The organism is Vreelandella salicampi, assembly GCF_013415105.1.
Classification (GTDB): domain Bacteria; phylum Pseudomonadota; class Gammaproteobacteria; order Pseudomonadales; family Halomonadaceae; genus Vreelandella; species Vreelandella salicampi.
On sequence record NZ_JACCDF010000009.1, the window covers coordinates 90,779 to 112,007 of the forward strand.

General features: G+C 55.6%; 17 protein-coding genes. 6 read left to right on the forward strand and 11 right to left on the reverse strand.

Features of this window, described 5'->3' with window-relative positions; translation table 11 throughout:
* The first annotated feature begins 222 nt into the window (after positions 1–222).
* Positions 223–774, forward strand: a complete 552-nt coding sequence (gene folE, locus HZS81_RS11210; RefSeq protein WP_179930646.1) for a GTP cyclohydrolase I FolE — start codon at positions 223–225, stop codon at positions 772–774.
* A gap of 125 nt (positions 775–899) precedes the next feature.
* Positions 900–2,357: an NAD-dependent succinate-semialdehyde dehydrogenase gene (locus tag HZS81_RS11215; RefSeq protein ID WP_179930647.1), complete on the forward strand. Its 1,458-nt coding sequence runs from the start codon at positions 900–902 to the stop codon at positions 2,355–2,357.
* Between the two features lie 112 nt (positions 2,358–2,469).
* Here the strand turns inward: HZS81_RS11215 and purH are convergent, their stop codons facing one another.
* From purH to ppa, 8 genes are all read right to left on the reverse strand, one after another.
* Positions 2,470–4,050, reverse strand: a complete 1,581-nt coding sequence (gene purH / locus HZS81_RS11220; RefSeq protein ID WP_179930648.1) for a bifunctional phosphoribosylaminoimidazolecarboxamide formyltransferase/IMP cyclohydrolase — start codon at positions 4,048–4,050, stop codon at positions 2,470–2,472.
* A 48-nt stretch (positions 4,051–4,098) separates the two neighbouring features.
* Entirely contained in the window at positions 4,099–4,452 is a 354-nt protein-coding gene (gene fis, locus HZS81_RS11225) for a DNA-binding transcriptional regulator Fis (RefSeq protein ID WP_179930649.1), read from the reverse strand.
* Entirely contained in the window at positions 4,449–5,501 is a 1,053-nt protein-coding gene (gene dusB, locus HZS81_RS11230) for a tRNA dihydrouridine synthase DusB (RefSeq protein ID WP_179930650.1), read from the reverse strand. The genes fis and dusB overlap by 4 nt, the downstream gene beginning before the upstream one ends.
* Positions 5,502–5,596: 95 nt before the next feature.
* Positions 5,597–6,508, reverse strand: coding sequence for a 50S ribosomal protein L11 methyltransferase (prmA, locus tag HZS81_RS11235; RefSeq protein ID WP_179930651.1), 912 nt, complete (start codon positions 6,506–6,508; stop codon positions 5,597–5,599).
* Between the two features lie 119 nt (positions 6,509–6,627).
* Positions 6,628–7,965, reverse strand: a complete 1,338-nt coding sequence (accC, locus tag HZS81_RS11240) for an acetyl-CoA carboxylase biotin carboxylase subunit (protein WP_179930652.1) — start codon at positions 7,963–7,965, stop codon at positions 6,628–6,630.
* A 30-nt stretch (positions 7,966–7,995) separates the two neighbouring features.
* Positions 7,996–8,460, reverse strand: a complete 465-nt coding sequence (accB, locus tag HZS81_RS11245; RefSeq protein WP_179930653.1) for an acetyl-CoA carboxylase biotin carboxyl carrier protein — start codon at positions 8,458–8,460, stop codon at positions 7,996–7,998.
* A 334-nt stretch (positions 8,461–8,794) separates the two neighbouring features.
* Positions 8,795–10,678: a protein-disulfide reductase DsbD gene (gene dsbD, locus HZS81_RS11250; RefSeq protein WP_179930654.1), complete on the reverse strand. Its 1,884-nt coding sequence runs from the start codon at positions 10,676–10,678 to the stop codon at positions 8,795–8,797.
* A gap of 220 nt (positions 10,679–10,898) precedes the next feature.
* Complete coding sequence (ppa, locus tag HZS81_RS11255) at positions 10,899–11,429, reverse strand: inorganic diphosphatase (RefSeq protein WP_179930655.1); 531 nt, start codon at positions 11,427–11,429, stop codon at positions 10,899–10,901.
* Positions 11,430–11,727: 298 nt separating this feature from the next.
* Here ppa and HZS81_RS11260 point away from each other — a divergent pair, with 298 nt between their 5' ends.
* The gene (locus tag HZS81_RS11260) at positions 11,728–13,449 is read left to right on the forward strand and encodes a bifunctional protein-serine/threonine kinase/phosphatase (protein WP_179930656.1); all 1,722 of its coding nucleotides are present in this window, start codon (positions 11,728–11,730) and stop codon (positions 13,447–13,449) included.
* 48 nt (positions 13,450–13,497) lie between these two features.
* Here the strand turns inward: HZS81_RS11260 and HZS81_RS11265 are convergent, their stop codons facing one another.
* Positions 13,498–14,757: a 6-phosphofructokinase gene (locus HZS81_RS11265; protein WP_179930657.1), complete on the reverse strand. Its 1,260-nt coding sequence runs from the start codon at positions 14,755–14,757 to the stop codon at positions 13,498–13,500.
* Between the two features lie 148 nt (positions 14,758–14,905).
* Positions 14,906–15,577 (reverse strand): ribonuclease T, encoded by a 672-nt coding sequence (gene rnt / locus HZS81_RS11270; protein ID WP_179930658.1) that lies wholly within the window; start codon positions 15,575–15,577, stop codon positions 14,906–14,908.
* A gap of 177 nt (positions 15,578–15,754) precedes the next feature.
* Between rnt and HZS81_RS11275 the strand changes: the two genes are divergently transcribed.
* The 3 genes from HZS81_RS11275 to HZS81_RS11285 are packed head-to-tail and all read left to right on the forward strand — an operon-like array spanning position 15,755 to position 18,526.
* The gene (locus HZS81_RS11275; protein WP_179930659.1) at positions 15,755–16,975 is read left to right on the forward strand and encodes an argininosuccinate synthase; all 1,221 of its coding nucleotides are present in this window, start codon (positions 15,755–15,757) and stop codon (positions 16,973–16,975) included.
* 54 nt (positions 16,976–17,029) lie between these two features.
* The gene (locus HZS81_RS11280; RefSeq protein ID WP_179930660.1) at positions 17,030–17,371 is read left to right on the forward strand and encodes an HlyU family transcriptional regulator; all 342 of its coding nucleotides are present in this window, start codon (positions 17,030–17,032) and stop codon (positions 17,369–17,371) included.
* Positions 17,372–17,380: 9 nt separating this feature from the next.
* Positions 17,381–18,526 carry a DUF294 nucleotidyltransferase-like domain-containing protein gene (locus HZS81_RS11285; protein ID WP_179930661.1) on the forward strand — a complete coding sequence of 382 codons (1,146 nt, stop codon included), beginning with the start codon at positions 17,381–17,383 and terminating at the stop codon, positions 18,524–18,526.
* Here HZS81_RS11285 and HZS81_RS11290 read toward each other — a convergent pair.
* Positions 18,486–21,227, reverse strand: coding sequence for a sensor histidine kinase (locus HZS81_RS11290; protein WP_179930662.1), 2,742 nt, complete (start codon positions 21,225–21,227; stop codon positions 18,486–18,488). The two genes, HZS81_RS11285 and HZS81_RS11290, sit on opposite strands and share 41 nt — an antisense overlap.
* Positions 21,228–21,229: the final 2 nt, after the last annotated feature.

Here is a 21,229-nt window from a genome sequence, read left to right on the forward strand (position 1 = left end):
TCACTCGTGATGCGCCAGCGTGGCACTCTGCCACAGGGGGGGCTTGGGTGAGATAGAATAGGTCTAATCTGATTTTTGTTGTACAAAAATTGTTAAGCGTATACATTTTGTATTGAATTTTGCTATTAGCGAGTGGCTGATAGCGACTTGATGGCAATGTGGTCTCAGCGCCTCAGGCGCGACTGTTGTCAGAGCTAACCGTATTTACACATGAGGCTGAACATGACCGATGATATCGCCCATCATTACCGCCAAATCATTCAACAGTTAGGCGAAAACCCCGACCGCGAAGGGCTGCGCGACACACCCAAGCGTGCTGCCAAGGCCATGCAGTTTCTCAATGCGGGTTACCAACAGTCGCTGGAAGGTATTGTTAACGGGGCGGTGTTTGAATCGCAAACCGACGAAATGGTGTTAGTGAAGGATATAGAGCTCTATTCGATGTGTGAGCATCACTTACTGCCTTTTATCGGTAAATGTCATATTGCCTACCTCCCTAGCGGCAAAGTATTGGGGCTTTCGAAGTTTGCCCGAATCGTCGACATGTTTGCCCGTCGGATGCAGATTCAGGAGAACTTGACGCGCCAGATTGCGGAAGCGGTTCAACAAGTGACCCAGGCGCGCGGTGTGGCAGTGGTGGTGGAAGCTAGGCATCTTTGCATGATGATGCGAGGCGTTGAAAAACAGAATTCCAGCATGACGTCGTCGGTGATGCTAGGTGATTTCCGTGAGAATCAGGCCACGCGCCAAGAGTTTCTTACGCTTGTAAGCTAGATAAGCGGTGACATCGGCATTTTAGCGCGCAAAATTGTCTCTTCTAGTTGGTCAAACGAGGCGTTTCGTCTTAGCATGATTCTCATCCTTTATTCGTGGGGCCATCGTTTGGTCAGGAGTTTGACATGGAAGCGCTAAAAGAAACCCATCTTTACTGCCCATTTGCTTATATCGACGGTAGCTGGGTAGCTGCTGATAGCGGTGAGCAGATCAATGTGTATAACCCTGCAACCCAAGAGCTAGTCGGCGATATGCCGCGCTTAGGCAAAGCGGAAACACTCCGGGCGGTGGACGCTGCCGATGCCGCTCTGCCTGCTTGGCGCTCACTGACGGCGCAAGAGCGAGCGGATCTGTTGTTGAAGTGGCACGATTTAATGCTGGAGCATCAGCAAGATCTAGCCATGCTGATGACTTGTGAGCAGGGTAAGCCGTTGAAAGAGGCAGAAGGCGAGATTGCGTACGCGGCCAGTTTTTTGCGCTGGTTTGCTGAGGAAGCGCGTCGTGTCTATGGCGAAACGATTCCAGCGGCAAAAGCCAGCCAGCGCATCGTGGTGACCAAGCAGCCGGTTGGCGTCGTGGGGGCGATTACACCGTGGAACTTCCCCGCGGCAATGATCACCCGCAAAGCCGGGGCTGCACTGGCGGCTGGCTGTACGATTGTTGTAAAGCCCGCGAGCCAAACACCGTTTTCGGCCACCGCGTTAGCGCTTCTGGCTGAGCGCGCCGGGATTCCACGCGGTGTGTTTAACGTAGTACCCGGTCAAGCGTCTGAAATCGCCGAGGCGCTAACGACATCCTCGAAAGTGCGTAAAATTACCTTCACCGGCTCTACCGATGTCGGGCGCAAGCTGATGGCGCAAGCGGCCGAGCACATACAGAAAATCTCCCTGGAGCTGGGTGGCAACGCACCTTTTGTCGTGTTTGAAGACGCGGATTTGGATGCTGCGGTCGAAGGTGCGATGGCGGCTAAGTTTCGTAATGCCGGGCAAACGTGTGTGTGCACTAATCGCTTTTTGGTCCAATCAAGCGTCGTTAATGCCTTCTGTGAGAAACTGGCGGTTGCCATGAACAGTGAACTACACGTGGGGGATGGCAGTCAGCCCAATATCAATATCGGGCCGCTGATTGATCATAACGCTGTCAAAAAAGTGAGTGAGCACGTTCAAGACGCGGTAGATCGCGGCGCGGAGCTACTGTTGGGCGGCCACCCGCACTCACTAGGCGGTAATTTCTTCTCGCCAACATTAATTAGTTTTGCGACCCGTGAAATGAAAGTCGCTAAGGAAGAAACCTTTGGCCCGCTGGCGGCCGTGTTTCCCTTCGATGATGAAGAAACCGCTATCACCATGGCGAATGATACCGAATATGGCTTAGCCTCTTATTTCTATTCACGCGATTTAGCGCGTGTGTGGCGTGTCTCTGAGGCGTTGGAATACGGCATGGTCGGCGTCAACACCGGTTTGATCTCGAATGCAGCGGCACCCTTTGGCGGTGTTAAAGCCTCTGGGTTAGGCCGTGAAGGCGGGCATCAGGGGTTAGATGAATTCCTGGAAACCAAATATGTGTGTATCGATCTGGGATGACCTGCACTCACCCTGCTGAAGCGTGATGGGCAGATAGGCAAATAGTGCACGAAAAACCAGCGGCCAAGTGCCGCTGGTTTTTATTGGCAGGTGACGTTAGCCAGACAAATCGTTAGTGGCGGAAGTGGCGCATGCCGGTGAATACCATGGCAATTCCCGCTTCATTGGCCGCATCGATGACGTCTTGATCGCGCATTGAACCGCCTGGCTGGATCACTGCAGTGATCCCGGCGGCGGCGGCGGCATCAATGCCGTCGCGGAAAGGGAAGAACGCATCCGACGCCATGACGGATCCCGGCACAGAGAGGCCTTCATCCGCGGCTTTGATGCCGGCAATTTTGGCGGAGTAGACGCGGCTCATTTGCCCCGCGCCGACACCAATGGTTTGGCCCTCTTTGGCATAGACAATGGCGTTGGATTTGACAAACTTCGCTACCCGCCAAGCAAAGGCAAGGTCGCGCAACTCTTGCTCGCTGGGCTCGCGTTCACTAACGACGGTGAGTTCCTCGCGGCCGACCATGCCATGATCGCGCTCTTGTACCAGCAAACCGCCGTTGACACGTTTGAAGTCGAGTGCTGGCTGAGTCTTACCCGGCCAATGGGCGCTAACGTCGAGCAGGCGCACGTTCTTCTTTTTGGCCACAATGGTTGCCGCCTCATCGCTAACCCCAGGGGCGATAATCACTTCCACAAACTGGCGCTCAATAATCGCTTGTGCAGTGTCGGTATCAAGGGGCGTGTTGAAGGCAATGATGCCACCGAAAGCACTGGTGGGGTCGGTTGCAAAGGCCTTGTCATACGCTTCAAGCGTGGTTTGGCCGACGGCAACGCCGCAGGGGTTGGCGTGTTTGACGATAACGCAGGCGGTATCGCCAAAGGCTTTGACACACTCAAAGGCAGCGTCAGTGTCAGCAACGTTGTTGAATGAAAGCGGTTTGCCTTGCAGGATGCGGGCGGTGGCCACACTAGGCTCTTGGGTATCCGGCTCGACGTAAAACGCCGCGTTTTGGTGTGGGTTCTCACCGTAGCGCATGTCTTGCTTTTTCTGCAGCTGTAGGTTGAACGTGCGCGGGAACTGCGAATCGGCGTCGCTGACCTGACGGCCAAGATAATCGGCAATCGCGCCGTCGTAGCCGGCGGTATGTTCAAAGGCTTTAACGGCTAGGTCAAAGCGAGTGGCTTGACTGACGTGTCCACCATGCGCCGCTAACTCACCGAGTACGCGTGCGTAGTCATCCGTATTGACCACAATGGTTGTGTGGGCGTGGTTTTTAGCGCAGGCACGGACCATGGTTGGGCCGCCGATATCAATATTTTCGATGGCGTCTTCTAACGTGCAGTCTGCTTTACTCACGGTGGCCGCAAAAGGGTAAAGATTGACCACCACCATATCGATGGGGGCTATATCATTTTCTGCCATGACCTCATCGTCCTGCCCGCGACGCCCCAAAATGCCGCCATGAATTTTCGGGTGCAGCGTTTTGACGCGGCCATCCATGATTTCAGGAAAACCGGTATGCTCAGAGACTTCTGTAACCGCAATTCCATTCTCTTGCAGCAGGCGGAAGGTCCCCCCGGTCGAGAGTAGCTCAACGCCTTGGTCGCTTAAGCCACGCGCGAAGTCGACAATGCCGGTTTTATCAGACACGCTTAATAAAGCGCGGCGAACGGGGGTTGCAGTGCTATCAGCCATGGGTATGCTCACGTTGGGGATCGGTCAATAAAAACAGCAACGCCCCGATTAAGGGGCGTCGCCTTCAAGAAGGCCTGAGTCTTTCTCAAGCAGGCCATAGCATTTCAGTTTTTTGCGCAGGGTGCCGCGGTTTAGGCCGAGCAAAGTGGCTGCGCGCGTCTGGTTGCCTTCGGCATACGCCATCACCGAAGCCAGAAGCGGCGCTTCGACCTCTGCCATCACCATGGCATAGAGGTCGGTGGTGTCGCCGCCGTCAAGATGTTCAAAGTAGCGCTGCATAGAGACTTCAACGGCTTCGCGCAGCGGTTGTGGCGCTGACGTAGGCGCATCGTCTGTGGGTTCAGAAGCCGATAAGGTTGAGTGACTTTCCGGGTATTGGGATAAAAGATTGCGTTCACTCATGCGGCATGGCTTCCTTTAGAAAAAAGACGCGCGCTGGCATCGCAAGCCATAGCGTCGTTGATCCATTCAATTTGGGACTCGGGTGACTCTAATGTATTAAATTGGCGTTTCAGCGCGCGCTGCTCGACGTCGTTAAAGCGAGTATCTGCACTGATGTACCAGCCGATGTGTTTGCGAGCGATTTTTGGCCCCATGACGTGACCGTAAAAGGCGTGAAGTGCCGATAAATGCTCGCTCAGAACCGCTCGTCGCTCGCTAAGCGCTGGCGCAGGCAAGTGTTGGCCATGCGCCAGAAAGTGGGTGATTTGCTGAAAAATCCACGGATTCCCTTGGGCGCCACGCCCTACCATGACGGCATCGGCTTGGGTGTAATGAAGCACATCGGCCGCTTTTGCTGCACTGGTGATATCGCCGTTGGCAAAGACGGGGATATTAACGCTCGACTTGACCTCAGCAATGGTGTCGTATTCCGCGTAACCGTTGTAGCGCTGCTGACGGTGGCGACCATGCACTGCAAGCGCTTGGATGCCGGCATCTTCGGCAAGCTTTGCGATGCGCACAGCGTTATTGCTCTCGGCGCACCAGCCGGTGCGGATCTTCAGCGTAACCGGGATATCGACCGCGGCAACAACGGCGTTAACAATCGACGCCACGAGGGCTTCATCACGCAAAAGCGCCGAGCCAGCGGCTTTGTTGCAGACTTTCTTCGCCGGACACCCCATATTGATGTCGATGACCTCGGCACCAAGGTTGGCGTTGAGGCGGGCGGCTTCGGCAAGCATGTGCGCGTCGCCACCGGCAATTTGCACCACGCGAGGCGAAGGTTCGCCGCTGTGGTTCATGCGCTGTTGGGATTTACGCGTATGCCAGAGGCTGGGATCTGAGGTGACCATTTCGCCAACCACCCAACCGGCACCCAAACGCCGACACAGCTGACGGAATGGTCGGTCGGTTACCCCTGCCATAGGCGCCAAAATAGCGCGATTAATCAACGTGTGGTTGCCAATAGAAGGCAGTGATGAACATGAATTTATGGCATTGCGTGTCATAACTTTCAGGTCGTGGCAACGAGTCAGTGGCGAGAAGGGGATATATGATACGCCGACTCACCGCTAGGGTGAAGGCCGGCGTTAGTGACAGCACGTTATCTCGCTCGTGTACCGGTCAATCTCACCCAGCCTTCGCGCTGTACGGGCGCTTGCATCACAAGCCCTTGTGTTTGGTAAGCCTCCAGCACTTCATCGGCCTGGTTGGCCAAAATACCCGAGAGCGCTAGGCGCCCACCTGGGGCAACATAACCCGCAATGGTTGCGGCCAGTTGCACCAGAGGGCCAGCAAGAATGTTGGCCGTTACCACGGGGTATGTGCCGGCAGGTAACTGTTCGGGGTAGTAAAGCGATAGCTGCTGCGTTTCAATCGCGTTGCGTTCGGCGTTTTCGCGGCTGGCTTGAAGCGCTTGGGGGTCGATATCGGTGGCGTCAGCGCTTACCGCGCCCAGTTTTAGTGCGGCAATGGCGAGAATCCCCGAGCCGCAGCCAACATCAAGTACTTTTTTGTCGGCTAGCTCGCCATTGACGGCCAAGTCATCTAGCCACTCAAGGCAAAGCGCGGTCGTGGGGTGGGTACCGGTACCAAAGGCAAGGCCTGGGTCTAAAATGAGGTTCACCGCGCCCGGCTCCGGTGGCGTGTGCCAGCTCGGCACAATCCAGAGGCGTTCCCCCATCTGCAGCGGCGTGAAATCGTCCATCCATTCGCGTTCCCAATCGCGGTCGGCAAGTAGCTCGTATTCGATCTCGGGGCATGGCTCGCCGGGTATTTGCTCTGCCCAGGCGGCGTGGATGCGGCCGAGCATGGTATCGATCTCTTCGAGGTCGTCGTAAAGGCCGGTTAAGATCGTGTCTTGCCATAACGGCGTTGTACCACGTTCCGGCTCAAACACCGGGTCATCGTGGGCATCCTGCAAGCCAATCGCGGTGGCTCCTTCGTTTAGTAATAGCTCTTCAAGTAGCTCTGCTTGCTCGGGGGCTACGTGGGCTTTGAGTTGTAGCCAAGGCATGATGCGGTCTCCACAAGGCGGGGAAGAATAACAAAGTGGGTAATAAAGGCGAGTATCGGCATTAAACAAGAACGGGGCGGCATGGCCACCCCGTTTTATTGAGCGTTTACGCCAAGTGATTAGCCGAGTTTCTTTTCCAGATAGTGGATATTGACGCCGCCTTGACGGAAGTAGCTATCCCGCACCAGATCTTTTTGCAGATCAATATTGGTTTTGATGCCTTCCACGAGTAGCTCATCAAGCGCGTTGCGCATACGCGTGAGCGCAATATCACGATCCTCTCCCCACGTAATCAACTTACCAATGAGGGAGTCGTAATACGGCGGTACGGTATAGCCGGTATACAGATGCGAATCCATCCTTACGCCCAGGCCACCGGGAGCGTGGTAAAGCGAGACTTTACCGGGTGAGGGCATGAAAGTACGCGAATCTTCGGCATTAATACGGCACTCAAACGCGTGTCCCCGTATCTTTACGTCATCTTGCGAGATGGACATGGGGATCCCGGAGGCAATGCGCAGCTGCTCTTTGACGATATCTACGCCGGTCACCATTTCGGTTACCGGGTGTTCCACCTGCACGCGGGTGTTCATTTCAATAAAGAAGAAATCACCGTCTTCGTAAAGGAATTCGAAGGTGCCGGCACCACGGTAGTTGATTTCGAGGCAAGCCTCTCGGCACGCATCTAATACTTTGGCCCGAGCAGCCGGGTCAATGCCCGGCGCTGGGGCTTCTTCGAGCACTTTTTGGTGGCGACGTTGCAGCGAGCAGTCGCGGTCATACAGGTGAATCGCGTTGCCCTGGCCGTCGGCCAGTACTTGAACTTCCACGTGGCGCGGCTTTTCGAGGAATTTTTCCATGTATACCGTGCCATCGCCAAACGACGAGTGCGCTTCGGTGCGCGTGACGTTGATCGCCGAGAGCAGGTGGCCTTCGGTGTGAACCACGCGCATGCCACGTCCACCACCGCCAGCAGCGGCTTTGATGATCACGGGATAACCAACGCGACGGGCCGTGGCGAGGTTAGTCTCATCGTCATCACCCAGCGGGCCATCGGAGCCGGGAACGGTGGGAACGCCGGCTTTTTTCATCGCTTCAATCGCGCTGACTTTGTCGCCCATCAGGCGAATGGTGTCAGCCCGCGGGCCGATGAAGGTGAAGCCCGAGCGCTCTACCTGTTCGGCAAAATTGGCGTTTTCGGAAAGAAAACCGTAACCGGGATGTATAGCGCTTGAGTCGGTGACTTCGGCCGCACTAATCAGCGCCGGAATATTAAGATATGACTGCGCAGAAGAGGCCGGGCCTATGCAAACGGCTTCATCTGCGAGGCGCACGTGCATGAGTTCGCGGTCGGCTTTGGAATGTACCGCCACGGTTTTAATGCCCAATTCTTTGCAAGCGCGCAGAATGCGTAGGGCAATCTCGCCGCGGTTGGCGATAAGTACCTTGTCCAGCATGGTGAGTCCACCCGTGTCAGAAAGAGAAGATCAAGCAATCACGATCATGGGTTGATCAAATTCGACCGGTTCGCCGTCTTCAACTAGGATCGCCTCAATAACGCCGTCGCAGTCGGCTTCAATCTGGTTCATCATCTTCATCGCTTCCACGATGCAGACAGTGTCACCTTGCTTCACAGTGTCGCCGACTTCGATGAAGGATTTTGCCCCCGGTGCCGGGCTACGATAAAAGGTACCCACCATGGGTGAGTTAACGGCTTCACCACGGTAGCTTACACCAGGGTCTGCAGGTTCTTCGCTGGCTACCGGTACGGTGGCGGGTTGCGGGGCGCTGACAGCTTGTGGAGCATATTGCGGCATTGCTTGCGTTGGCTGGTCGCTACCATTGGGATGGCGGCTGATGCGAACGGATTCTTCGCCTTCTTGGATTTCGATTTCGCTGATGTTTGACTCTTCCAGCAGCTCAATAAGTTTTTTGACTTTGCGAATATCCATGACGTGGCCTTTGTTGAAAAGTGGTAAATAAAAGAGCAAGAAATGTGTGGATAAAAGACAGCAAATAACAGGGACATGAAGCATATTGCTGCCGCAGTAAACCTGGATCAAAATATAAGAGAACGCGACACGTTAGTGAACGATACCCCTTTGCTAGCCATTTTAAGTGCTAAATTTTGACCAATATGTGATCGAGTTTGCCGAAAAAGGATGAGCTTGTCCAGTGATGGCACTTAGCATGCCACGGAAGGGATGTTTAAACAGATGTTTGACGACGTTCGCGGCATAAAGCGAGTAGTTGGTTAAGGTGGGCTCCCACCTTACCCCGCTTTCATCAGCCGGTAAGCCAGCCACTTAGCGTTTGCAGATGTTTCTCAAGCTCGGCCGCGTTGACTTCCCCTTGAATACGGGCATCGAGAATCTCTTCTCCCTGGTGGAAAAAGAGCAGACTCGGTGGACCAAATAGACCGTAGTGCTCGAGCAGGGTGCGGCTTTGCTCATCCGTTTGGGTAACGTCAGCTTTGATTAGCGTGTACTCCTTCAGCGCACGGGCAACCCCCGGGCTAGGGTAGACTTCCCGCTCCATTTGCTTGCAGGAGATACACCAGTCGGCGGTGAAGTGAACAAAAGCGGGTTGGCCCTGGTCGGCGGCGGCGTTTAAGGCGGCATCCAAATCGCTCAGCCGGTCGACTTCCTGAAACGCCAATGTTTGTTCGTTGCCTGTGCCGGTATTCGATGAGGTGAACTGTAGCGGGCGCAGTGGGTTGGTGCCCCCTTGAGCCGCGCCAATGACCAGAGCGAGCCCCCACGCCAGTAGCAAAATCCCTAGCGTTTGGCGCGCGCGCGCCCAGCCTTGCGGCTGATTCAGCTGCAGGGCGCCGAGTGTTAGCGCAGTGCCGATAGCCAGCGCCGCCCACAGCAGTAGCGCCACCGTGGCGGGGACTAGGCGCTCAATCATCCAGATAGAGACCCCTAATAGCAGTATGCCAAAAGTGATTTTAACCCCGTTCATCCACCCGCCTGAACGGGGCAGCAATGTCGCCCCAAAGGTGCCGACGAGCAGCAGTGGCACGCCCATGCCAAGGCCTAATGCAAAGAGTACGGCCCCGCCTAACGCGGCATCGCCCGTGGAAGAGATGAAAACGAGTGTCCCGGCGAGTGGTGCGGTCACGCAAGGCGATACCACCAGAACCGAGAGCGCACCGGCAACCGCTAAACCTAATGGGCCACTGTGCTGTGCGCGCGCTTGCCACGCGTCCACTCGGCCTGCAAGACGAGGAGATAGGCGCATGTCAAAAGCGCCAAACATGGCCAGCGCAAAGAGGGTAAAGAGCAGGGCGAATACCAGCAGTACCGGGGCCGACTGTAAATGTGCCTGCAAGTTTAAACCAGCACCGAATAGCCCCATGAGAATGCCGACAAGCGCGTACGTCGCCGACATCCCCAGAACATAGCTCGCCGAGAGAGCAAAAGCGCGCGGCTTCGTTGGGTTTTGGCCCACCACAATCGACGACAAAATGGGGATCATCGGCAGCACGCACGGAGTGAAAGTGAGCCCGAGCCCGGCGATAAAAAACAGCCCCAATGCCAGCGGGAGACTCGCTTCGTTTAAAAGCGTGGTAAAACGGCGATCATCACTTTGCGGGCCGTCAAAGCTGCTTGCGCCGTTTTCTATTGGGCTTGAGTTTGCCGCATCGCTTGTGTCCCTGGGTTCGGACGCCGTGTCATTATTCTCCCAGTCGGAAAAGGCGGGCGGCGCCTCGGACTGCATTGCCTGTAAGGTTGTGCGCTCGGGCGGGTAACAAAGCCCAGCATCCGCGCAACCCTGGAACGTCAGTTCAATGGGAAGTGGCCCGCTATGCGCTGATTCGAAAGGCGCCTCGAATACCACGCGTTGGCGAAATATGTACACATCGCCAAGAAACTCATCGGTGGTGAAAGTGCCTTCTGGCAGGTTGGGGGCTTGAAGCTTAACGCTTTCGGTTTGGCTTTCAACGGCAAACTGGTGACGGTAGAGATAGTAATCGTCGGCGACTTCCATGCCGATAAAAAGCGTCTCGCCATCGTGCCAAGCACTAGGCTGAAAGGCTTCCATCACAGGAAGGAAATCGCCTTGTGCGTCAGACGAGGAGAACCACTGAGCACTGGCAAGCAGCGGGGTAAGCAATAAAGCCAATAAGAGGCCAAGCGTGAGCAGTGGACGTCGAAGCGGCAACACGGAATCTCCTTAAGTCATCAGCGTCAGGAAGTATGAAATACGCAACTGCGCCATGAGGTGAGCATAAAAGCGCGTGATAGCGTAACTCAGTCAGCAATCTCGCACGGATAGCTGCGCTGACATGACGCAGGATTTCATGGTGGCTTAATGTTGCTACTAAATGTAAACGGGCCGCCCATACAAGGGCAGCCCGTTTGATCACGCATAAGGCGTCAGCGAGTTATGCTTTTTGGTACGCGGCAATCGATTTTTCAATGGCTTTGCGCGCGGCATCGGCGCCTTCCCAAGATTCCACTTTTACCCATTTGCCTTTTTCGAGATCTTTGTAGTTCTCGAAGAAGTGAGCAATTTGTTGACGCAGCAGTTCCGGTAGATCGGTAACTTCTTGAACGTCGTCGTAAAGGGCGGAAAGCTTGGCGTGGGGCACACACACCAGTTTGGCGTCTTCACCGGCTTCATCGGTCATGTTGAGCACACCTACCGGGCGGGCACGGATAATGCAGCCCGGCTGAACCGGATGGGGGGTTACCACCAGTGCGTCAAGCGGGTCGCCATCGTCAGCCAGGGTGTGTGGAATGAAGCCATAGTTGGCTGGGTAAAACATCGGCGTTGCCATGAAACGATCAACCAACAAGGAACCCATGTCCTTGTCAATTTCATACTTGATCGGCGCATGGTGAGCCGGGATCTCAATCACCACATAAATATCGTTGGGTAGATCTTTGCCGGCGGGGATGTTGTCAAAGTTCATCGTGATTTCCTTGAGCGTACTTAAAAAACGTACTGAAAAGCGTGCAAGTGGCTGAACGGAATAAGCCAACATTTATGGCGAAGGATTATACGAACATGATAAGTGAATTACCAATGCGACCTACGTTTCTAAAACATAGGTCGGTGGCGGATTCAGGTCGGTGGCGGATTCGTAGGTACTTGCCCGCCATTATGTTTATTATGTCGCATGTGTATCATAACGCTCACGTCATGAATTGGCAGAGCACGGGTCACTTTCGATCCTCGCTCTCGGTTCTCACGCTTCCCAGGAGGAAAACTTGGCGCATGCCCAATTGCTTGTCAGTTATGGTCAAGGCTTTGTTGCGCCTGAACGGCGCCAGCACCGCAGTTCGATGTCAGTGCAAATTCCCGACGCGCCGCTGCTGCAGGCGAAAGGTGGCTGCGCGGTTATTAGCGATTCGGTTACACGCAATACCATGGCGAAGCAGGCGGGAGATCTCAGCGTAAGGGGGTTTTTGGCCGACTATTTCTCCACCCCGGATCATTGGGATGTTAAAACTTCGGCTACCCGTGTGCTAAGTGCGCTCAATAGCTGGTGCTATAGCCAGAGCCAGAATGTGCATGAGGGCAGTTTTGTTTCTTCGGTCTCGGCATTGATATTTCGCCACCGCCAAGCGCACCTGTTTCACATGGGCGATACCTTGGTATTTCGCTTGCGGGGTGCCGAGTTTGAGCAAATGTCGCGGGATCACGTGACGGATATCGGCGGTTATCGCTACCCCTCTCGGGCCCTGGGGTTAGATGGCAGCATCGATATTGACTATACCCAGCTACCGCTCAAGCAAGGCGATATTTTTCTCTTCACCACCCAGGCCGTGCGCGGCACGTTGTTGCCTTCTGACTACGTGCGATTGATCCGCCAAGATGCCAGTGACTTGGATGCCGCGTGCGAGCGTTTGGCAAATGAGGCGAAAACCCGCGCCCAAGAACGTGGCTACGGGGGCGATCAGTTCTGCTTTCAGCTGGTGCGTATTGACGAACTACCTGAAGAAGCGAGCGATCATCCCGGCCAGGTGTATGGCGATTTACCTATCCCACCAGAGCTGGCGTCCGGTGAGCGTTTGGACGGCTTTGAAGTCATTCAGGTGCTATCGCGCACGGCGCAATCGCGGGTGTACCGGGTTCGCGATACCCACACCCAGCGTACCATGGTGATGAAAGCCCCAAGCCCGGAACTGTCGCTACGCAACGCCTACTTAGAGCATTTCTTGATGCAACAGTGGGTGGTCGAACGGGTTAACTCGCCCTTTGTCGTTCGCGTGGTAGAGCCGTCACGGCCGCGGCGTTATCTTTATTACCTGATGGAAAACGTGGAGGGCGAGACGCTGCGCCAGTGGGCGACGCGCCACCCTCAGGCAACGCTGATCCAGCGCTTAGAAATCGCCAACCAGCTGGGCAAAGCGGTGCAAGCACTCCACCACCGTGAAGTGCTTCACCAACAAGTGTCCCCGGATAACGTGCTGATAGATGTCCACGGTAAGCTCGTACTCACCGATTTTAGCGCCTGCCACGTGCGCGAAGTGGATGGACACCGCCATTCGGGTGAGTTGCTGCGCCAAGTGGGCTTAAGTGAGCATACCGCGCCGGAATATGCCCTAGGCGATAGCGTTGGTCGGCGTAGCGATCAATATTCGTTTGCCTCCACCACTTATTGGCTGATCACCGGGCAAATGCCGTATGTACTGACACCTGATCGGCTACGTGGTCATACTGACCTGGAAGCGTTGAGCTACCGCAGCGCGCGGGTCGCTAACCCAGAAGTTTCACCTGCGTTAGATGACGCCTTGCGTCGGGCGTTAGACCCGCAGCGAGGGCTACGCTTTCGGCGTATGTCAGAGTTTTTGCATGCACTACGCGTGCCGCTAGGGCGTCCGCGTGAGCGAGATTGGCAAGAGGCGCGCAGCGATTCCCGCCGTTTTTGGCAGGGGGTGGCGGGAATCTTATTGCTGCTGTTAGTGCTTTCTTGGCTTTTGCGTTAGTACGAAGGCAGCTTGGGGTTAAAACGTGCTAGTACTTAACAAGTCAACTTAAAGCGTAAAAGGTGGCAGGCGCTGTTCCACCTTGGCGAGTTTCAGCTTAGCCACCATGGGTAGGCCGTTTTCAAACGGCGGAAAGTCTTCTCCCTGAATCAGCGGCGATAGGTAACGTCGACATGTTGGCGTGATCGAGAAACCTTCGTCACTGATGAAGTCGCGCGGCATGAATTTTTCTTGGTTGGCGACTTCTTTCAAAGGCACTGAGATGACATCCCACTGATAGGGCGCCTCAGACACACGGCGAATGGCGGGCATCATCGCGTTTTTGCCGGCCAGCGCCAGGGCAACCGCTTCGCGGCCTACGGCGTAAGCGTGCTCGACATCGGTTTTTGAGGCCAAATGGCGCGCGGCACGCTGCAAATAGTCAGCCACGGCCCAGTGGTATTTATACCCCAAATCCTGCTTGATCATGCCGGCGAGTGTGGGGGCGACGCCGCCGAGCTGGCGATGGCCAAACGCATCGGTATTGCCCGCGTCGGCTAAGAAAGTACCATCCCCATAACGTGCGCCTTCGGAAACGACGATCACACAGTAGCCGTACTCTTTAACGCATTTATCGACCCGCGCCATGACCGCTTCGCGGTCGAAAGCAATTTCCGGGAAGATAATCAAATGCGGAGGCTCGCCTTCGCCTTCGCCGGCCAAGCCACCCGAGGCGGCTATCCAACCGGCGTGGCGGCCCATGACTTCCAGTACGAACACTTTGGTGGAAGTGGCACACATGGAAGCGATATCCAGCGACGCTTCTTGGGTCGAAGTGGCGATGTATTTGGCCACGCTGCCAAAACCGGGGCTGTTGTCGGTCACCGGCAGGTCGTTATCCACGGTTTTGGGCACATGGATGGCGGTCAACGGGTACCCCATTTTTTCCGAAAGCTGTGAGACTTTCAGGCACGTATCCGCGCTGTCACCGCCACCGTTGTAAAAAAAGTAGCGAATGTCGTGCGCTTTGAATACTTCAATCAAGCGCTCGTACTGGGTGCGATGGGTATCGATATCTTTGAGCTTGTAGCGGCAAGAGCCAAAAGCACCGCCGGGGGTATGGCGTAGCGCGGCAATCGACTCGTCGCTCTCTTGGGAAACGTCAATAAGGTCTTCGGTTAACGCCCCAATAATGCCGTTATGGCCGGCGTATACGTGGCCTATCTGATCGGTTGCTTCACGGCAGGCTTCAATAACGCCACAGGCGCTGGCGTTGATGACGGCGGTGACGCCCCCGGACTGGGCATAAAAGGCATTGTGCTGAGCCATGGAAACGTTTTATCTCCTGGAAACGGGGCTAACAAGATGAAGCCTACTCCCTCGGAAAGCGCTGGCGCTTATTAGAAGGGCGGGCGTGTGAAAGCATCGGTTTAAAAATGCATGTTAACGTAAAGGCGTTTTCCCTGCATCTGCGGCCTTAATCGTCGGCGCGATCCATTTCTTGTTCGCGCTGGGCGAGACGCCAGCCACCCAAATCTTTGTAGCGGTTGACCATGGCGCAAAAAAGCTCAGCGGTGCGTTCTGTGTCGTAACGCGCTGAGTGGGCAGACTTATTGTCAAACTCGATACCTGCGGCGCGACAAGCCCTCGCGAGCACCGTCTGGCCGTAGACCAACCCGGCAAGTGATGCTGTATCAAAGCTGGAAAAGGGATGGAAAGGGTTACGCTTGATGCCGCAGCGTTCGGCGGCAGCATTTAAAAAACCATGATCGAAAGCGGCATTGTGGCCCACCAAAATCGCGCGGGTGCAGCCGTGGGCTTTGATCGCTTTACGCACGGGGCGAAACAGCTCTCCCAGCGCTTCGGCTTCGCTCACCGCGACCTGCTGGCGCAATGGGTCATCAAGCTTGATACCGGTAAAATCTAGCGCCGATTGCTCAATGTTGGCGCCTTCGAACGGTTTCAGGTGATAAGCGTAAGTGGCATCGGGTAGCAGGTTGCCTTCCGGGTCCATGGTGAGCGTTACGGCCGCGATTTCTAGCAGGGCATCCCCCTTCGCGTTAAAACCGCCTGTCTCTAAGTCCACCACGACGGGAAGGTAACTGCGAAACCGCTGGGCCATTAAATCGCGGGCAATTGCCTCGCTCATGCAGCTCTCCTTAAAGCAAATAGTCAATAGCGCGCAGGTAATAGCGAGTCATTCTATCAGCTTTGGGGTCGACACGCCGTAGAAGGTATTCGTTGACGTGTCAGAACGCTATACTCAACGTTTCACTATTAGGCGCATACGCAAGTCGCGCCGTTTGAGATCAACGAGGAGCGTAGAATGTCCGATGTTAAAAAGGTTGTGCTGGCCTACTCCGGTGGCCTGGATACATCCGTTATCGTCAAGTGGTTGCAAGAGACCTACAACTGCGAAGTGGTGACGTTTACTGCCGACATCGGTCAAGGGGAAGAAGTCGAGCCTGCACGCACTAAGGCACAAACGTTAGGCGTGAAAGAGATCTACATTGAAGACCTCCGCGAAGAGTTTGCGCGCGATTACGTTTATCCGATGTTTCGTGCCAATACGATTTATGAAGGCGAATATTTGCTGGGTACCTCCATTGCTCGCCCATTGATCGCCAAGCGCTTAATCGAGATCGCCAACGAGACCGGTGCCGATGCTATTTCCCACGGCGCCACCGGTAAGGGCAACGACCAAGTACGCTTTGAGCTTGGCGCCTATGCGCTTAAGCCCGGCGTGAAAGTGATCGCCCCGTGGCGTGAGTGGGACCTTACCTCGCGCGAAAAGCTGATGGCTTACTGCGAGCAGCACGATATTCCGGTGGATTTTTCCAGCAAGAAGAAAAAATCCCCGTACTCCATGGATGCCAACCTGCTGCATATCTCCTACGAGGGCGGCATTCTGGAAGATCCATGGGCCGAAGCCGAAGAAGATATGTGGCGTTGGAGCGTCTCCCCTGAAGCCGCACCGGATCAGCCGACCTACGTTGAGCTGACCTATGATCAGGGCGACATCACTGCTATCGATGGTCAGGCGATGCAGCCCCACGAAGTGGTGGAAAAGCTCAATAAGCTCGGCGGCGACAACGGCATCGGTCGTTTGGATATCGTCGAAAACCGCTACGTAGGCATGAAATCGCGCGGCTGTTACGAAACACCGGGTGGCTCGATTATGCTGCGCGCCCATCGTGCCATTGAGTCGTTGACGCTTGACCGCGAAGAAGCCCACCTGAAAGACGAGCTGATGCCGAAGTACGCTGAAGTCATCTACAACGGCTACTGGTGGAGTCCTGAGCGCCGCATGCTGCAAGCCGCCATCGACGAAACGCAGAAAAACGTCAGCGGCGTGGTGCGCATGAAACTGTATAAAGGCAGCGCAACGGTCGTCGGGCGCAAATCAGATGCGTCACTCTTTGACGAGTCGATTGCCACGTTCGAAGACGATGCCGGTGCTTATGATCAGAAAGACGCGGAAGGCTTTATTAAGCTCAACGCGCTGCGTTTGCGTATTGCCGCAGGCAAAGGCCGCAAGCAAAGCTAACTCGCAAGACGCGCGGCAGCCTAAGGGCTGCCGCATTGCGTATAAGGAGCCTTTATGCTGAAAAAGCTAATTACCGGCCTGCTAGGTGGCAACAAAACGCAGCAAGGTAGCCGCCCTCAAGCGGCAGATGCCGTCGAGTATAACGGCTACGTGATCATTTCCGAGCCGGATGACCAAAGTGGGCAATACCGCGTGAGCGGGATTATTCGTCAGCGCTTAGACGATGGTGACGTGCGCGATCACCGCTTTGAGCGCTCCGATATGCTGCCAAGCCGGGATGGCTGCGATGAGATGATGGTGACGAAAGCCAAGCGCTATATCGACGAGGTTGGCGAGGCGATGTTTGAGCCCGACCCACGTCAAAAGCCTACTGATTCTGATTCATCCAGCGCGTAGGCTATCACCGTGCACTGGGTTCATCGTTCATCGCCATGGCGTAGCCTGTTTGAACATGCGCAGCCTAGTGCCCCAGGCGGACTTTTCGCGCCATTAAAAGATGTATTGGACGCTGCACCGCCACACGAAAGCCCCCTCCATAACGCCTATCGATGGCAGCAGCACTTGGTGGAAACGCTAGTGCGTTACGACGTTCCGGCCTGGCGTGTTAGCCAATTGATTAGCGATCATAACGCCTGGCTCTACCGCCAAGCCATTATGTTCTCCTTGGATGAAATGCAAAGCCAAGGTTGGGGGGCGCCACCGGTGGATTATTGCGTACTTATCCTAGGCTCAGGTGCTCGCGATGAAAGCCTGCTCGGGCCAGATCAAGATAATGCGCTGATTATTGACGATTACCCCGACAGCCGCCACCGGGAAATCGACGGCTATTTTCAGGCGCTGGGTGAGCGCTTTACCGAGCGATTGGCCGAGGCGGGGATTCCGCTTTGCCAAGGGCATGTGATGGCGCGTTGGCCCATGTGGCGTAAACGCCTCGGCGAGTGGCGCACCCAGCTGGAGCTGTGGACGCAAGAGCGACGCGTTAAGCGCGTACAGCAAACCAATATTTTATTGGATTTCACGCCTGTCGTAGGCGAGACGCGCCTGGCTCGGGCACTTTTACAGAGTGTGGCGGATATCGTGCCAAAGCGTGCGCTGTTTATGGATGAAATGGCGGCACTACTCGATGAGTTGCCTGTGGCGTTAGACCGCTTCGGCCGTTTGAAAGGTAGCATAAAGGAAGCGCCGTTTTCTGAGGCCATCAACCTTAAACGCCAAGGACTGATGCCGCTTGTGAGTGCGGCGCGACTTTTAAGCCTTCACGCCGGTTTGCGTGAGGTAAGTACCCGCAAGCGGCTACACGCATTTGGGGAGCATAGCGCCAGTGGTGTAGCACGCGATCAGGCAACGAGCCTAGTGGCAACGCTTGAGCGCTTACAGCAGCTAACGCTTGATCAGCAACGCCATAACCTGTCGCTTGGCCAAGTGGCCGACGGTTGGGTGGATAGTGCAAGGCTGCGCGATGACCAAACGTACATACTCAAATACGATCTCCAGCAGATTCGTAAATTTGTCAATCACGTTCAGTCTCAGGTGCGTTCGGGAGCTCCATGATCAAGCAGGCACCGCCGAGCGTGGTGCCTTCGTCCGCCCATAAGCGCCCACCTAAGTGGGCGACAATCCCGCGGCTAATGGGTAGCCCAAGCCCGCTGCCTTTGGGGCGACCGCGGGTAGCGCTATCACTAGACTGCTCAATTTGGTGAAACTTCTCGAACACACGCTCACGCTCCTCCGCGCTAATCCCTGGCCCGTTGTCCTCCACGCTAAGGCGGAAGTGTTTTTTGTGCTTATAAAGGCGCAGCAACACCTGCGGGTTGTCTCGGTCGGCAAATTTACCCGCGTTATCTAACAGGTTAATGATGACCTGCTCTAAGCGGTCGCTGTCGCCCACAATCATGGCGGGTTCCGCGTCTAGCGTCACTTCCAGCGCCACGCCGCGGTTTTCTTGCAAACGTGAGATCGCATCGACGCTATGGCGGGCAAGCTCAGCGAGGTCAAGCGTTTCTGGGTTGAGCGTTAAACGCCCACTTTCCAAGCGTGCCAGGTCTAAAATCTCCTCGATTAAACGCGAGAGGCGTTGGCTTTCATGCACAATAACGCCCAAGAAATGCTGGCGTTTCTCGTCGGGCATCTCATTGCCATCGCGCAAAATTTCGGCGAATGCGCGGATGGAGGTGAGCGGGGTCCGCAGCTCGTGGCTCACCATGGCCACAAACTCATCTTTTAATCGGTCGAGTTCGCGTAGGCGCTCATTGGCCGCGCGCAACTCTTCGCCGATGCGGGCGAGTTCCTGAGATTTCTGTTCTAGTTCTCGGTTGTACTCAAGGGTTTGTGAGGTGGTGTCGAGGATGCTCAAGATGGATTCAAGGTCGAGCGCCTCACCGCGAACCACCGAGTTGATAAGCACCCGCGCAGACGCGCTACCCAATGAGCCTGCAAGCGCTTGTTCGGCTCGAGTAATAAGCTCGGTGGACGCTGGCTCGTCCGTGGCATCATCGTGGTGAGGCGCGTTAGCGAAAACGCGCTTCGTAGCAGCCGCCCCTAGGTAGCGCTTGAGCAGCTCGCTCAGTTCCCCTTGCGTGGTTTGGCCACGCCAGAGAGACGTGGTTTGCAGGTTGGGGTGCAAGGCTTGGGTGAAAAGTGCCGCTTGCGTTTGCTCCAACGGTGTTGGCCGGGTGAAAAGTGAGACACCCACTAACAAGCCCACGTTAGCCAGCATGCTCCACAACAGGGAATGCGTGTAAATATCCCAGCCGTTTAAGCCAAATAGCGCATAGGGCGTTAGCCAGCCAATGCCCCAAGGGCCGTCGCTAAGTAGAGTGGCGCTTAACCAACCGGATTGGGCAAACCCCGGAAGTAGCAGGGTGTAACCCCAGACGGCAAAGCCAGCAATGAGCCCAAGCGTTGCGCCTTGGCGGGTAGCGCCGCGCCAATACAGCCCCAGCAGTAGGGCAGGGGCTAGCTGTGCCGCGCCAGCAAAAGAGACAAGCCCAATGGTGACAAGGCTATAAGAGTCGCCGATTAGCGCGTGGTAGAGATAGCCCAACAGCAAAATCAGTAAGATAGAGATGCGGCGGATACCCAGAAGCCATCCTGCCAACCGCCCTTGGTAACTGACATGTAAATGTTTGAGGCGGAGCAGTAGTGGCATGACGAGCTGGTTACTCACCATGGTAGAAAGCGCGATGGTTTCGACGATCACCATCCCGGTGGCCGCTGAGAGTCCGCCAATAAAGACGAAGACGGGCAGTGCCTCGGTTCCGGCAAGCAAAGGCAGCGTGAGGACAAAACTGTCCGGGTTGCCGGCGGCCTCGCCGAGTAATAAGCCCGCCAGCGCAATCGGGATGACAAAGAGGTTGATCAGCAGCATGTAAAGCGGGAAAAGCCAGCTGGCGCGCTTGAGGTGGCGTTCATCGACGTTCTCAACCACTAACACCTGAAATTGGCGGGGCAGGGTAATAAAGGCCAAAAATGCCAGTACCAACATGCCCACCCAGCCGGTTACACCGCCTGGCACGCTTTCGAGGCTCATTAAATCGCTAAGCTCGGGCGTTAGGGCGACTTGCCGAAACAGGTCACCCGGCCCGGCGAATAGCCCGAAAACGACAAAAAGCCCCACGGCCAAAAACGCGGCGAGCTTGACCAAGGACTCCAACGCGATTGCGGCGACCATCCCCTCATGGCGCTCGCTGGCATCAAGGTGGCGGGTGCCAAAGAGAATAATGAACACCGCGAGCACGAGCGCAACCCAAAAGGATTTATCCATCCAGAAGCTTTCGTTGGTCAGGGTGGTGTCAGCGCTATCGGGGTAGTTAATCAGTATCGCGTGGCTGACAGTAATCGCTTTTAACTGTAAGGCGATATACGGCGTGATGGTGATGAGCGCCATTAATGCCACAAGTGCGCCAAGCCCTGTGCTTTTGCCATAACGCGCACTAATGAAATCGGCGATAGAGGTGATCCGCTCACGCGCTGCGATGCGCACCATTTTGCGCAGTAGAAAGGGGGCAGTGAGCATGGCCAGTGTTGGGCCGAGGTAAATCAGCAGAAAGCTGGGCCCGTGTTCCGCCGCGCGCCCAACGCTGCCGTAAAACGTCCACGCCGTGCAATAAACCGCAATCGATAGCGCATAGACCGTCGGCGAGCCGATAACCGTGCGCCCTGCTTCGGCGCGTCGATCACCCCACGCCGCCACCAAAAAAAGCAGGGCTAAATAGCCAAAGGCAGCGGTGAGGATTATCGGGTCTGTGCGCATCG